General features: G+C 63.0%; 11 protein-coding genes. 1 reads left to right on the top strand and 10 read right to left on the bottom strand.

Annotated elements, in window-relative coordinates; all coding sequences use genetic code 11:
- Positions 1-12: 12 nt before the first annotated feature.
- The 9 genes from AC4LGL_RS19865 to AC4LGL_RS19825 all read right to left on the bottom strand — a co-directional run bounded on the left by AC4LGL_RS19865 (position 13) and on the right by AC4LGL_RS19825 (position 9,746).
- Complete coding sequence (locus tag AC4LGL_RS19865; protein ID WP_065052371.1) at positions 13-693, bottom strand: MspA family porin; 681 nt, start codon at positions 691-693, stop codon at positions 13-15.
- Positions 694-1,399: 706 nt separating this feature from the next.
- Positions 1,400-2,086: a hypothetical protein gene (locus AC4LGL_RS19860; RefSeq protein WP_346408009.1), complete on the bottom strand. Its 687-nt coding sequence runs from the start codon at positions 2,084-2,086 to the stop codon at positions 1,400-1,402.
- Between the two features lie 319 nt (positions 2,087-2,405).
- Complete coding sequence (locus AC4LGL_RS19855) at positions 2,406-3,662, bottom strand: MDR family MFS transporter (RefSeq protein ID WP_065052367.1); 1,257 nt, start codon at positions 3,660-3,662, stop codon at positions 2,406-2,408.
- Positions 3,662-4,780: a PLP-dependent cysteine synthase family protein gene (locus tag AC4LGL_RS19850; protein ID WP_065052365.1), complete on the bottom strand. Its 1,119-nt coding sequence runs from the start codon at positions 4,778-4,780 to the stop codon at positions 3,662-3,664. The genes AC4LGL_RS19855 and AC4LGL_RS19850 overlap by 1 nt, the downstream gene beginning before the upstream one ends.
- Before the next feature lie 117 nt (positions 4,781-4,897).
- Positions 4,898-5,362 (bottom strand): putative copper homeostasis (lipo)protein LpqS, encoded by a 465-nt coding sequence (gene lpqS / locus AC4LGL_RS19845; protein ID WP_065052364.1) that lies wholly within the window; start codon positions 5,360-5,362, stop codon positions 4,898-4,900.
- Between the two features lie 511 nt (positions 5,363-5,873).
- The gene (locus AC4LGL_RS19840; protein ID WP_491840281.1) at positions 5,874-6,212 is read right to left on the bottom strand and encodes a hypothetical protein; all 339 of its coding nucleotides are present in this window, start codon (positions 6,210-6,212) and stop codon (positions 5,874-5,876) included.
- Positions 6,213-6,433: 221 nt separating this feature from the next.
- Complete coding sequence (locus tag AC4LGL_RS19835; RefSeq protein WP_491840280.1) at positions 6,434-7,924, bottom strand: sensor histidine kinase; 1,491 nt, start codon at positions 7,922-7,924, stop codon at positions 6,434-6,436.
- A gap of 803 nt (positions 7,925-8,727) precedes the next feature.
- Positions 8,728-9,399, bottom strand: coding sequence for a hypothetical protein (locus tag AC4LGL_RS19830; RefSeq protein ID WP_131814050.1), 672 nt, complete (start codon positions 9,397-9,399; stop codon positions 8,728-8,730).
- Between the two features lie 2 nt (positions 9,400-9,401).
- Positions 9,402-9,746, bottom strand: coding sequence for a type II toxin-antitoxin system RelB family anti-toxin (locus tag AC4LGL_RS19825; RefSeq protein ID WP_368575785.1), 345 nt, complete (start codon positions 9,744-9,746; stop codon positions 9,402-9,404).
- Between the two features lie 1,014 nt (positions 9,747-10,760).
- Here AC4LGL_RS19825 and AC4LGL_RS19820 point away from each other — a divergent pair.
- Positions 10,761-10,895, top strand: a complete 135-nt coding sequence (locus AC4LGL_RS19820) for a hypothetical protein (protein WP_268793715.1) — start codon at positions 10,761-10,763, stop codon at positions 10,893-10,895.
- Between the two features lie 342 nt (positions 10,896-11,237).
- Here the strand turns inward: AC4LGL_RS19820 and AC4LGL_RS19815 are convergent, their stop codons facing one another.
- A complete protein-coding gene (locus tag AC4LGL_RS19815) occupies positions 11,238-12,008 on the bottom strand; it encodes a hypothetical protein (protein WP_065052353.1) in 771 nt (256 codons plus the stop codon).
- Between the last annotated feature and the right edge of the window lie 474 nt (positions 12,009-12,482).

Raw genomic sequence — 12,482 nt, 5'->3', positions numbered from 1 at the left:
GGATGACCGATGTCACACGGCTTTGGTCACACCGACGTACGAGACGACGTCTTGGGTGTCGGCCGTGGCGCTGGTGAAGGTCGCGTAGGACCGGATGAACGATTGGCCGACGCAGCTATCAATTTTGATGCGAAGGGCTGTGATGGTCACGCGGGCGGAGTCGCCCTTGTAGTCCATCTTGGTGACCGGGACGATGGTTGTGGTCCCCGGCTTGAGGGTGGGGCGGATCTGGGCGAACAGATTGCCCCCCAGACTGGGCGAACCGCCCAGGCTTCCGGACGGGGTGAGGCTGCCGCCAAATCGTGCATCCACTACGTCGGCATTGACGCCACAACCGATCTGGTAGCCCGCTTCGAGAACACCACCGGCCAAGGCGGCTGTCCCGGCGCCCTTCACCGTTCCCATAAAGCTGCCACCGACCACGTACTCCCGCGACGACAGGGCGGTCGTCAGCGGCGCCACCGACTGCTGCGTCTCGTCGGAGGCGGCGACCGACAGAACCCAGCCTTCGGGAGTCGTCAATACGCCTGGCGCGGATGAGGGAACGGCTCCGCTGGCCTCGACGGCAGGTGCTGCGCCGTCGGCGGCCGGCATCGCGGGAACTGGTTGTCCCTCTGTCGGATTGGCACCAGCCAACGGCGTTGCTGCCGCCAGCGAATAGGCAGCAGTAAGTGCGGCAAGAGTTTTCAACATGGTGCGGCTGCGCCTCCCGGTGTGTGGCAACGATGCGTTGGGAACGTAACAGTGGGCGCAAAGTCGTGTCACTACCGATGACGGGTTCAGCCATTAAACACTTGGGAGGTCACGCTTCTGCTGGGTTAACGACCGGGAAACGCAGGCGGGTGATTCACCGTCCGTTGGGGTTACACATAGGGGACGCATCGGGTTCAGGTCGCGTCGGGGACGTCAGGCCGCATCGGCGCTTCCGACCCCCCAGCCCGTGGTGGACCCGACAGGCGTGATGGGAACCAACACCTTTCGGCCGGAAACTCACATCCCAGACCGGTCATCGGGTTGTGAAATGCAAAGGTATTACACATCGTTTATACACCTGAATCGTGGGTTCGCCTGTGGCAAAGCACAGTAGAGTCGCGTCGGGCAGTTGTTGCACCGATGCCTTATCGGCCATCTCACCCGGCGAACCACGGCGTGCATTCTCGGTAGTGACCGCACGGGGAATTGACGGTTGTTGCGCCACGCTCGTGTTCAGTCGCTGCGCTGCCACATCTGCGCGCGTGGGCAGCGGCCACATCGCGAAGGCCGACGCCGGTCTGTACCGGAGACTCGGTTAGTAGTGGCCGGCGGCGGCGACCCGGCTCGATCGAGGACTATTCAGCATGGCCGCGGTCGTGACGCTTGGTTGTGGTGGGCAGGCAAGGTGCTGTCCCGCGCTGGAATGTCAGCGGCCGGTGTGAGTGCGAGGGCCGCAGAGGATGACGCGTACGGCGATCTGGCTGATGGCAGTGTCGATGTGCACTGCGATGTGCTCCCGGGCTGCCATCTCCACATTGGCATGTCGACTGACGGTGACGACGTGATCGAGTTCGGCGGTCCGCAGCCGACGGCCGCTGCGGACCGCTTCGACCTCGACGGCGAAAAGCAACCCTGGCGGCGGCGATGGCGGCGAGAGAAAAAACCTGGAGTTCAATGATTCCAGCAGGCAGTGTATCTGGTACTCCTGGCGGCGCTTTTGCTTGATAGCCTCACGAATCCGGGGCATGCGACGTCGGTCGCCGACGGCGCCCAGGTGTCTACGCAGCAGATAGCAGTCACGGGCCAATTCCACATCGACGGCCTCCTGCTGGTCTTCCAATAGCGCGCGATAGTACAGAGCCTGCTGCAGCTCTTGCTCGCACACAAGACCTGCGACCTCGTCGAGCTCGTCTACGTTGGCACCGGCGTTGGCGTCGGTGCGGTGGTGGGCCGTATCGCCCTGGCGGGCCCGCTGGTGCTGCAGCGGCGTGGCGGCATCGTCGACGCTGTACAGACGAGGCCCCAGGGGGTCAGTACCTTGAATCATTGGGATCTGCCCGAGGGGTACCTGCCATGATTGCCGAGCACGGGTAGCGTCCGACGCCATCGCCATGACGTCATTGTGCAGACCACACTGGCGGTGGTCGCTGAATTCATATCAACCTCTTGGATAGCTGCCGTTGCGATCGGAGGCCCTCCTACCTGCGCCTGACTGGGCGCGAAGCCACCAAACATGTTGCGGCGGTGGCGTTGACGACGGCCACAACGGCCATGCTCGCCTCGCGAGGCCCCGTGCCCGGCGGCCCACGATGCCAAGCGCATTGCACCGCGGTACCCCGCTCCTGGCCGGGCGCGACACGTCGACTGCCAATCGTGTGTACAAGGCGCACACCTACCCGACATTGCCGCCACATTGAAAACCCATATGCGACTCATTCTGGGCGCACAGCCATCTCCGGAATGGGGTCGAGGTCACCTGCACGGCTCATACGGTGAAGCGCGACTGCGGCCAAGACGCCCACCAAGAGCAGTCCGCCCCAGAGTAATTCGCTGACCCCGGCGTCCCGGGTGACTTGCAGGATCGCTCCAGTGGCAAGGTTGCCGATGAGTATCCCGATTCCCACCACCGTGTTGTAAAAACCGTAATGGGTGGCCACCAGACGATTTCCCGCAAGCGAGACCACAGTGTCCATCTCGAACGGAAATACCGCGGCCGAACCGAGTGCCAGCAGAGACGCGCAGGCGAACAGGGCAACCAGAGCCGCCATGGAGCCCCACCGATTGCTGTTGGGAATGATCGCAAGTGGCGCAAAGGAGACCGCCAGGACACCCATTCCGATGACCAGCGAACGCGCCGAGCCCCATCTGGTGGCGAACCATCGGGTGATGCGCAACTGGCCACCCACAGCGATGATGCCCGATATCGCGAAAAGACCTGCCACGACCAGCGATTCATGTTCAGGGGCGAGCGCGGCGGCGTGCAAGGGCAGAGCCAGATAGATCTGAAAGTTCAACACGTAGCAGCCGATCATGGCCGCGGCGAAACGCCGGAATGCCCGGTTGGACATCACGACGCGCCAGTCGTCAAGGATCGAGGTCGTCTCACCCGGCGGGTCGGCGGTGTGTTGAGGCAAGGCGAACAACTGCGCCACCGTCAACCCGAGAAACACCGTGGCCGCGACTGCGGCGGCGATGCGGAAATCAAGGGCCATCAGCGCCAGGCCCGCCAGCGGGCCCGCGAGAATGCCTCCCTGATAGAACACGTTGAACATGGCGAACGCCTGCACCCGGCGTGGGCCCGAATCGGCTGCCAGGTAGGCGCGCACGGCCGGATTGAACAGCGCTCCTGCGAAACCGGTTGCTGCCGAGGCGATCAGCAGTGTGGGCAGCGACTGTGCCACGACCAGCAGACCGAACCCGGCGGTGCGCAGAAGACAGCCCGCCACGATCAGTGGCTTGTAGCCCAAACGATCGGCCAGTGTTCCACCGACGATGAACATTCCCTGTTGAGAGAAATTACGGACCCCCAGCACCAGACCGACGGCCCAGGCTGCCAACCCCAGAGGCCCGGCGAGATACCCCGCGAGGTAAGGCATCAACATATAGAAACCGAGGTTGATGCCGAATTGGTTGATCATCAGCAGGCGGCTGGGCCAACCAAAGCTTGTGAACTGGCGTAGCGCTGCCATCAGTGATCAGAACGCATCGGATCACACACTGTCGAGCAGCGCGTCCACGCGTGTACGACGCGGTCGGTGGGCCTGGACATCTCGGCGGGATCGGCGGGCGGTCGCACACCGAGCAGATCGTGCTGGCGGCAATAATCGTCGTTGTACACGGTGTCGAAGTAACGTTGCGGTCCGTCCGGGAAGATCGCGGCGATCGTGGTATCGGGCCGATGGGTACGAGCGAGCCACCCGGCCACCAGGGCGACCGCTCCCACACTCCATCCCCCACTGGCGTAGCGGGTTGCTGCCAGCGTTCGGCATGCCCACACGGCCTCGGCCGGCCCGACCCAGTGCACCTCATCGAAGGCGGCGTAATCGACGTTGCGGGGATAGATGCTGGAGCCCAGGCCGCGCATCAAGCGCGTCGCGGCGGGCTGGCCGAAGATGGTCGAGCCGACGGTATCGACACCGACGAGCTTCAGATCTGGGTTGAACTGGCGCAAGACGCGGGTGACGCCGGCAGAGTGGCCACCTGTTCCCACCGAACACACCAAGACATCAATGGTGCCGAGTTGGGCGTGAAGTTCCAGCGCCAAGCCCTGGTATGCCTCGACGTTGTCGGGATTGTTGTACTGGTCGGGATTCCACGCATGCGGGTCAGCGGCGAGCACCTCGGCGACCTTGTCGCAGCGTGCGCCTTGCCAGCCCCGATCGGGATGCGGCTGGGTGACGACCCGCAGATCGGCGCCGTAGGCGGCTAGCATCCGGTGCATCATCGGCTCCATCCCCGGGTCAGTGACCAGTGTCACCGGGTGTCCGTACACCGTGCCGGCGAGGGCTAGCCCCAAACCCAGTGTGCCGCTAGTCGATTCAACGATTCGTGCTCCGGATTTCAGGTCACCGCGGGCACGGGCCCGTTCCACCAGATGCATCGCGGTCCGGTCTTTCATACCGCCGGGATTGAAGCCCTCAAGCTTGGCCCAAAAGCCAGCTCCACCGTCGCTGAACGGCGAGGATACCCGCAGAATTGGGGTGTGGCCGACCAACGTCCCGGGGCCACTATTTCGCTGTAGACAGCGATGTTGGGGTTGGTCGGTGTCGGCAGGTGGTGTCGAACGAGTCGACAGTAGGTCGTTCATATCCGGTGTCGGCTTTCTGGGCGCGCCACAACCTGACCGTGTGGCAATGAGAAATAGGGAGCAGCTGTGCCCAGGCTGTGTCACACCCTCAGGGCGTGGCCTAGGCGTCCGCCCCGCTCAGCGCCGTGCTACGCACAAGCGGATCAATACCTGCTGGCCCGAGGCGATTACGGCGGGAATGGTCGGCGGAGCACGCATCGCGGACCAGACCGAAAAGCCCCACAACCTCCAGGCCCACACCACCGCGATGACGACGCCCAACGCCGCCACTGCCGCGGCGGGCCGTGGTAGCACCGCGATGGCGAACTCCTCAGGACACGAGGTGAGGCCTTCGGCAGCGTGAAGATGGTCGGCGACCACACCGTCGACAGACCCCGCGGCCAGAGCCGGTGCACCTGCAGCCGAGGCCGAGGACAACCCGATGGCCGTCGGACACGACGAGACGGCCACACCGCCGGTCGCGAGCACCGACAATGCCAAGGCCAGCAGCAGGACTGGACGCCATCGATGCCTCGGCAAGACTTTGACAAAGCGCGCGATGGTACTCACGACGGTGTCGAGGCCGTTCGCTGTGGCTGACATGCGGGCCGCTCGGGGTTGCCCGTTCGCGATCGTCCGGCGACATGCCCGGGCCGAGCAACCCAGTACCCCCGTACCGCAACCGGTTTCACGACACGTTTATCCCCGACGCGGCTGCTCGCGGACCATCCTCGCAGGGCCTCTGCCCCGGTCCGTGTGGTCACGTGCGCCTTCACGACCCCCTCAGGCCCCTGTGTTGATCTGCGCCGCCGCAACGGGCCCGCCAGGATTGGGCCTCCGCGGATCGATTGCGGCGACACCCGTGGCGCCCAGCAGCCCGCCGGTCGTTGCGGTCTCGCGATGCGCAGACGCGGGCAGGCCTGAGGACGATCGCGCCGGTGCAACGAGCTCCGCCAAATCGACTTGGCGTGATCGGCATGCCCCCGGCTCTGGCCGGGGGGCTGAGCCGGGTCGCTGTGCGTCTTGAGGCGATCGTTGATGTGGGCGACGGATTGACCGCCGCTGCTGAACCCGCGGCCGCGCCGGCGGCTGCCGTGAGCGGAGACAGCCGTGGTCAGCGCTTGCACATGAGGTCCACGTAGACGGTTTTGTAGCGAACCAGCGGGTTGACGTTTCCTGCGGGTCCACGCTGTATCCAGGAGTGCTTGACCGAAGTTCCCCGGCGTACTGCGCTGACGCTGCACTTGTCCATCGACGCGTTGCCGACCTTGTTGAGGATGACACGATAGCCATCGGCTTCGAGTTCGGCGATCGTCGCTTGGGCTGATGCTTGTGCTGTCGGCGCGGCCAGTACCGGTGCCGCCAGACCGAGACCGGACGCAGTGATTAGCGTCGTGACGGCTAAAGCCTTGACAGTGGTTCCCGATATGCGCGTCATACTGAAATCCTTCACAAAACACGTCAGTGTGCATTTTTTTCCGCTTATTCGGCGCCTGATTCCAGGCTAAGAACCCACACGCACATCGGCAAGACATTCACATCGGATGCATACGAATCGGGAAGTCTTCCAACACATAGAATTCACATGTTACAGACAGAATGAAACCCATGTTCAATACACATAATCCACATAAATCCAGTCATATCGAATCCCGATAAATTTGTGCGCTGTGTTCAGTGGTTACTGGTCAGAGGTAGTTTCACGCGAAAAACTGTCTGACCGTACTCTGATTCGGCACTCACCGACCCATGATGCGCTTCGGCAATCGACGCGACGATGGCCAATCCCAACCCTGTGCTGGCGATTTCGCCTGACCGGTAATTGTGTGCGCGCACAAAGCGCTCAAATAAACGTGGCAACAAATCCGGGTCGATACCGGTGCCGTCGTCGGCAACAGTGACCTCGACGAATCCGTCGTCACCGACAGTGACGCTGGTCGTGACCGTCGTCCCAGCCGGCGTGTGCACCCGCGCATTGGTCAGCAGATTGCTCAGGAGTTGGTGTAGGCGATCACGGTCACCGCTGATCCACACCGGCGCAGTCGGCACGGTCGTCGACCAACGATGATCGGGTCCCGATACTGATGCGTCGTTGACGGCAGCGGCGACGACATCGCACAAGTCCACCTCGTCGGCCAGCAGGTCCTGCCCCTCGTCGAGGCGCGACATCAGCAGCAGGTCACCGACTAAGCCGCTCATCCGCTGCGCTTCGGCTTCGATGCGCGCGAAGGCGTACTCGCTGGTGGGGGGCAGCTCGACACTGTCTTGGCGGGTGAGTTCTGCATAGCCGCGGATCGCGGCCAACGGGGTGCGTAGTTCGTGACTGGCGTCTGTGAGGAACTGTCGAATCCTGCGGTCCGATTCGGCTCGCTGCGCCAGCGCGCCGTCCACGTTAACCAGCAGCCGATTGAGGGCATCACCGACAATGCCCACCTCGTTGTCAGGATCAGTGTCAGCTTCGTCGACGCGCACCGTGATCCTGTGCTCATCGTCGGCCAGCGGTAACGTTGCGACGTTAGCTGCTGTCGCCGCTACACGACGTAACGGCCGCAGCGCGTAGTCCACCACCAACACCGTCCCGATGCTTGTCACCACCAGCGCGATGACGATAAGTCCTACTGTGGCAATGGTTTTTGCGGCAACCACTTCCTCGGCCCGGTTCAGCGACACCGCCGACACCAACCGATCCCCGCCCTCGGCCTCGCGACTTTGAACCCGGTAGAACCCGAGGTTGGGGAATTCGAATGTGCGGGGCGGGCCATCGCTCCAGGCGTGCGACTCAATCACCCCAACAACATCTTGTGGGGCCGGATCCGCCCCGGTGTCAGAAAACAACGCGGATTCAACCACTGTGCCATTGCGTAACAGCGCGATCAGATTCCCGGGACCCTGCCCGATGAATTCGGTCAACTCTTCGGAAGTCGCCGGATCCGGTGAGTGCTGCGACCCCGTTCCGTTCTGCTTCAATTTGGAGTAGATATGGCTGAAAGCGGTCAATGACCGCGCCAACTCGGCATCGCTCGTGCTGTTGACGTAGCTCCGAACGCTCAGTACCGAGATCGCGCCCACAGCGAGAAGCACAGCCGTCACAACGGCGCATACCCCGAACAACACCTGCCGGCGCACGGTTCCGGGGACCCACCATCGCCGTTGCTTGCCGATCATCGGGCCCTCCGTGCCGAACTGCCCCCATCAACGGCGTTCGTCGTTCTCCGATGCTCCACACTGGCGCAGCGATACCAGCCGCGGTCGACAAGACCACAGTTCAACTGGCGCGCAACAGGTCCCGCATCGCTCCGCGCATTGGGAAGTACTACCCTGCCAGATCCGCACTGGTTCCAATTCCGCTGCAGCAAAATCGATCTCGCTATCATGAACGCCCCCTTCACGCTGCGCCTTCGACCATGGGCGCAACTGCCGACAACTCACCGGCACCCCAGGCGGTGACCCACCGCCACAGCGCCACGACAAGCCGAGCCACACGCCACGGCGCGCGACGACCTCCGCGTGAACACGCCGCGGTTGTCATGTGTGACGTAGCGAGCAGGGCCCCAGCATGCGGGAAGGTCGGCAGGCACGCGCCGATGGCGGTGACACACCCATATTGTTACGTGCGCATATTCGCATGTCACCAAGTTCATGCCGTTTTCATACCTGAGCGCACCTCGCGACGCTGGACAACGACTACCTCCAGCAGGGTGCAGGTGCGCGTCGAAACCACATTCGACCGTTGCGCTATGAGCGGCCCGAGCGGGTGACTCATGAGTGCTCCCCTCAGGCCCTGTCGGCCAACGCGGGGTGCTCAACCCAACCTTGCGCCGCTACGAACGGGGCCGCCTTTCTGGCGTCTCGGGCCGTTGGAGTCACCGTCGATGCGCGTAGGGTGCGACACGCTCAGTGCGCCAGGGCGATTGGGCCGACAGTCGAAGCCAATGATCGATTCCCATTTGGTGTGCCGGATTGCAGCGTTACTGGCGGCCGGCCGCTGGCAGGCTCGTGCTGCGGCGGTGGTGCTCCAGGCGTTGTGCGAACTCACCGACGGTCGTGTCGCGCTGTATACCCAACTCATCGAAGGACACAAGCCCGGTGCCGGTTTTCACCCCGACGTGGTCGTAATACACCGAGGCAAAGAAGTGCCGGTCGGCTTCGGGCAGATGCGCCACAATGGTGTAGGGCATGTACGGCAGCGTCTGGTCTTGCAGCCATCCGTAGGAATCGGTAGACTCGGCTACGACGAAAAGCATTTCGCCCGTGACCGATTGAGGGAAGTCCCGCTCGAATTCCTTGCGAATGCGTGCCTTCTGCTCCAGGTCCTCGCCGACACCTTCACGATAGAATTCAGGAGTGAACTGCGAGAGGAACAGCCGGCTGGTGTGCAACCTGGCATCACTCGGTGGGCTGGTCTGAACCCGCACAACGCGCAGCGGCTCATCATCGATGATGATGCGTTGCTCAGCATGAAGGCAAATCCGCCGGTAGCCCATCTTGGCCAGCCGAATCGCGGCTTCCTCCATGAGCTCGTCGAGGACGGGCACCCCCGTTTTGTTCACGTCTACCCCCTGGGGTGAATAGACGTGCCAATTCTTGGGGCGATCCGCGCTGAGGAACGTGCCGTCGGCATATTCGAGGTCACTGATCACTATCAGATGGGCCACCCGCGCGGCGTTGCCTTTGGGTGTGTGAATCGAGTCCGGACCTGGGTGTCCGCTTCGGTCAGGCCCGCCGTCGGCGTACTCGGCGTGGTCGGTTCTGTGGACGGGGGCGGCCACGGTGACCGGCCGGTGTTCACGGTCAGATTTGCATCGCCACCGTGGGTCAAGCCGAGCAGTCGACGGTAGGTGCTGCGATGTTTGGCCGGCACCGGGCGAGTGCCCCGTTCCCACTGTGAAACGGATGCGCGACTGACGCCTAAGGCTCGTGCGATGTCGGTTTGATTCAGCCCCGCAGCTACACGGAGCTGCGCCAGCGTCGCCGCACCTGCGGGCACGTGATACAGATCCGCGATCGCCACCCCCACGGCTGCGGCGATCGCGGGAATGCTGCGCGGCCGCGGTCGACATTCCCCGGTCTCCCACTGCAGGACCACTTCCCACTCGGTCTCGAGGCGCCGGGCCAATTCCGTACGCGTCAAGCCCAGCCGCTCCCGTGCCGCGGTCAGGCGGGACCAGTCAAAGCCCCCTTTGGACGATCCTCTCTGACCACACGGCTAATCCTGCCATGTCGACCCGCCGGCACACCGGCTTCGCTCGTACGGCTGCAGACCTTTTGCCCACCGGCTCTCCGGGTCTACTATCGTGTTACCGGATCGCGAGTAGCATCCGGTGATGATGTTTGCTGACCTTTCGCTTGCGTGTGCTGTTCCCGGCTGAGGCTAAGACGCGCTACGGTCCCGGGATCCTGGCCCGATCGATTCGAGCCCCACGCCTTGGTTGCATTGCTCGGCCGTTGGGCTGATGGCGAATACCGTGTGGCACGCGGAATTTCGCGTTCACACTCTGGCATCGTTCGGACGGGCGAACCGCGCTAGCCGTCGCCGGGTGCCCGGAAGTGTCCCGCCCGAAGGACGTCCCAGCTGATCGCAGGGCGAGGCGCGGGGCGGGTCACGCTGGATTGCTGGAGATCTTGTGCGGCGCTACATGCATGTGGTCAACTAGCGGTTATCTTCCGCTGGCGCGCGGCCGCCGCTGACGCGTCAGCTTTGGGTCGGAGACGATCACACATTTCCTATGAAGGAGGTGACCGATACTTACTTGACCGCTGATCTCGTAATTCTCACCTAAACATTGAAAAAGCCGGGGGCCAGCCCGGCTTCTTCGGTGTGCCTTGATGCGGCTCGCATCTCTCCATGTGAGGAGGACACATGGCTATTTGACCGTGCCCTGGAACAGATGTCAACCCCTCGGCGACATTCGTTCGGCCGTCAGCGCGGCGGGAATCGTGCGCTGATCCGCCCGGGCTGGGCGTCTAACTGGATGTGGATGCTGAGGATCGCCAAGCGCTGGTGGACGAGGGAATTGATCCGGATGACCCACGGGTGGTGATGGCCATCGATATGGTGCGATGGGAGTTGTCGTTGCTGTTGATGAGCTCTAGCGATCTGAACGGTTCGGTTGACGGCAACGCCGGGTGGTGGTGAGTGCTTTGGTTTGGATGCGGCTAGCGACGTTGAAGAGCGCCGCGCGGCAGCAACATGGCCGGGGCCGATGATCCCGGCGCGACTCCCCCGGTGACTGGTCCGCCGGACCAGCCTATGCTGCCGGGCCATCTCCTGAGTCCTGATGCGAGTCCACGATGGACCTGTTGACCTCAGCGAGCCACTGATGGTGTTCGCGCTCGATCGCTCGACGCTATCCGCAGCCACGGATACGCCGCGGTCCCGATTGGCGGCAGAACTACTGCCCGGGCGCGGATTCGCCGGTAGCGCACCGGCATCGGTTGTGCGCTTACTCGCTCGGTGATCCGCTACCCAGGTCTGCGTCTAAAGGTGGCAACACGTGATACGCAAGATGGAAGCGGTCATCGAACTCACCGTGCCGGTGATACTGACTGTCGCTTTCGAGCGTGATCCATACGTCGGCGCCTTCTTGGATTTGATTCGGGTGCACCGTCCAACTGAGAGTGACTTCCTCGCCCTTGCGCCGTCTTCTGTGATCATCGACCCACCCCGGCTTTTCACCCGAAGTTCCCATCTGAGCAGCCGGCCGTGCGGGTCTGAGCCGATGCACTTGAAAGTGATGCAGTCCCCAGGACGCACGCACAACTCTGCTGGCGTCCCATTGCGGGGCTGGCGCCCAAAAGAATCCGTGACAGAGACGATTTCGGGATAGTACTTCAAGTCTGGTCCTTGTTCGCTGCGCCAGATTGTCACTTGATTGGTGATCTCTCCAACGATCCCCACCACGAGCGACTGTTCGAATGGGTACAGCTGTCGCCCATGCATCGTTGGATTGCGGAAACCCTCTAGCCGATCCATGTAGGTTTCGAAGTACTTCTTCTTACCGAGGATCGGCTCGAACCTCGCCCAATTCTGATCTCGACCGATGATCTCTCTGAGTTGGTGGAACTCCAGGTACTCGATCAGGTCGCTCGACGCGATGGTCCCCCGCCGCTTGGCCCTTTCAGCGGCCAGCTTGTCCTCGAGACGGTCAATCCTGACCGCTGGATCGTCCCGCCAGCCCTCTGCCATCACTTCCCGTATCAGATCGCGAAGCACCCGCTCGACCAGGGTGATCGCTTCGTAGGGCTGCACGTCACAGACAGTAGTCTCTCGGGTCGACCAGACTGTGGACAACGATGCCAGCAGCGCCAGAGCCCGCAGCGGTAGCTAGGCACGCCGCCCGCGTGGCTAGGGCAACAACCACCGCACAGCCCGACTACGCCGACCCAACTGAACGCTGACCACACGGTCATCAACCGATGTGCGCATCCAAAACGCCACAGGCGCAATCTCGGGCATCGGGCAAGGGCAATCCGACGAAAGTCGCCCGCAGGTCCGTGTGCTGCGACCCACGACGCTGTGATGTGATGGCCCGAGATCTCGCGAGAAAGATTGCAGCTGATGCCGACTCCCACCAACTCCGAACGCCCGGCCACTATGTCTGATCTGCCTCATCGCAGCGAGCAAGTCCGCCCACATCTTGGTCTTGGCCGCACTGAGGGGGACCCGTTTGGTGGTCCAGTCGCTATGCGGCTTGGGGTTGGTGGGTCGTGGTCCACTGTAGGG

Source organism: Mycolicibacterium arcueilense, assembly GCF_058536225.1.
The sequence above is the reverse complement of the archived record's forward strand: the minus strand, read 5'-3'. Positions and strand labels throughout refer to the sequence as shown.

Bases quoted from the DNA above. Each gene is read 5' to 3' on its own strand.
- AC4LGL_RS19850 (WP_065052365.1), bottom strand. From the start codon at position 4,780: ATGAACGACCTACTGTCGACTCGTTCGACACCACCTGCCGACACCGAC.
- AC4LGL_RS19865 (WP_065052371.1), bottom strand. From the start codon at position 693: ATGTTGAAAACTCTTGCCGCACTTACTGCTGCCTATTCGCTGGCGGCA.
- AC4LGL_RS19855 (WP_065052367.1), bottom strand. From the start codon at position 3,662: ATGGCAGCGCTACGCCAGTTCACAAGCTTTGGTTGGCCCAGCCGCCTG.
- AC4LGL_RS19835 (WP_491840280.1), bottom strand. From the start codon at position 7,924: ATGATCGGCAAGCAACGGCGATGGTGGGTCCCCGGAACCGTGCGCCGG.
- AC4LGL_RS19860 (WP_346408009.1), bottom strand. From the start codon at position 2,086: ATGGCGATGGCGTCGGACGCTACCCGTGCTCGGCAATCATGGCAGGTA.
- lpqS (WP_065052364.1), bottom strand. From the start codon at position 5,362: ATGTCAGCCACAGCGAACGGCCTCGACACCGTCGTGAGTACCATCGCG.